Here is a 1,845-nt window from a genome sequence, read left to right on the forward strand (position 1 = left end):
GCCAAAGTTGCGTAATCTGCAAACAACAAAATGGACACAATTTAAACTTCTAAATGAAGGAACAGAAGATTTTCCTAAAAAGGTTAAGAGAAAGTATTATTATCGTGGTACATTTGAAAAGTGTGTTAAACTAAAGAAAATAACATCATCTTCTTTAGCTAATGTTGGAAAGTATGATTTTAAAGATTGTACAAGGCTAGAGAGTATCACTCTTGGCAAAAATCTAAAATCAATAGGAGATAGTGCATTTAATAACAACAGAAAGTTAAAGTCAGTAAACATAAAGTCAACAAAGTTGAGTAAAGTAGGAAAATCAGCATTTTCTAAAATTTATTCAAAAGCAAAGTTTACTGTGCCAAAGAGTAAACTAAAGAAATACAAAAAGCTAATTAAAAGTAATGGAAAAGCTCCAAAAAATGTAAAATTAATAGCTAAATAAACATAGCCTCCTATAGTTATACTGTAGGAGGCTTTATGATTTAGATTTTAAGTATTATAATTACTAAATTACTATACAGTATTGACAAAAATTACAATATAAATTATAATTTTATATATAAGATAGTGTATTTATAAAATAGTTTTTGCTACTTAGAAGGTGATTTTATGAAAAAATTATTTAGCTTATTTTTAGTATTTATGTTATTGGTTACTGTTGTTCCGTTTAATGCATTAGCTGATACTGATAGTGCAGGCATAACAGTTGGTTATGACTTAGGTAAGAATTTTCAAATTACTTATGATAAAACTTCAAAGACATTAACAGTTCAAGGTAAAGGATGTTTTGGCAAGTTAGGTTTTTCAGAATTTGACTATTATTATGGTGGTAATCCAATGTGTTGGGATTGGAAAGAGGATTGCTTTCCACCATTATATCACGTAGAAAATATTGTAATAGGTGAAGGAATAACTGCTATTGGTGACTATATGTTTATTAATTTCTATAAAGCGAAAAAAATTACTTTACCTAAAAGCCTGAAAAGAATCGGCAAAGCCTCATTTTTGAATTGTTTACATTTACAAAAAATCATTGGTGGACAGAATGTTACCCAAATTGACGGTGGAGCTTTTTTATCTTGTTCAGATATTAAGAATATTTCTTTCCCAAATCTTGTGAAAATTGATAATTCAAGGGTTCATGTATTTTCCACTATGGATGAAATAGACATGGATGATGGTTATTATTGGAAATTAGACAAAAGCTTTAGTGTAGGACCATTTGTGCATTGTAGAAATCTTGAAAGTATTTATATTCCAAAGGTAAAAAAACTTGCTGATAGAACATTCTTTGATTGTCCAAAGCTAAAGACAATTAACAAGAATAATAATTTGAATAATATTATAGATATGGGTGTATCTGTGTTTTATAATTGCAAAAGCCTAAAGAATATTTCTTTGCCCAAAATAAAGGCAGTAAAAAGCAGTGCATTGATAAAAAAAGGTGATATTGGTGGAATTATACTTCCTAGTGGTGACTTGCATTGCGAAGGGGCTTTTGAAAATTGTTCATCATTAGAAAAAATTAATATTCCAAATGTAGAAGTCATTGGTAATAACTCATTTTACAATTGTAAAAACTTAAAAAGTATAAATAAGAATAACAGCCTTTCTAAACTGACTTATCTAGGTTTAGGTGTATTTGCAAAATGTGAAAAGTTAGAGAAGATTTCTTTGCCAAAGGTACAGCAACTAAAAATGACAAAGTATAAAGCAAGTGATTTAGGGTACTATAATGAACAACCAACTGACTTTTACTATGAGGGTATTGGTGATTTGCGTTCCTGTGACAGAGTTTATGGTACATTTGAAGGTTGTACAAGGTTAAAGAGCATTTCAGCTCCTAAT

Annotated in this window: 2 protein-coding genes; both read left to right on the forward strand. The window is 29.0% G+C overall.

Annotation, left to right across the window (positions count from 1 at the left end; translation table 11 throughout):
- Positions 1-439: leucine-rich repeat protein (locus tag WMO18_RS10820; protein WP_367286609.1), on the forward strand; the 439-nt coding region annotated here is incomplete at its 5' end.
- A 167-nt stretch (positions 440-606) separates the two neighbouring features.
- The coding region (locus tag WMO18_RS10825; protein ID WP_367286610.1) for a leucine-rich repeat domain-containing protein at positions 607-1,845 on the forward strand (1,239 nt) is incomplete at its 3' end.

The sequence above is a fragment of the Ruminococcoides intestinihominis genome (genome assembly GCF_040096285.1).
GTDB lineage: Bacteria > Bacillota > Clostridia > Oscillospirales > Acutalibacteraceae > Ruminococcoides > Ruminococcoides intestinihominis.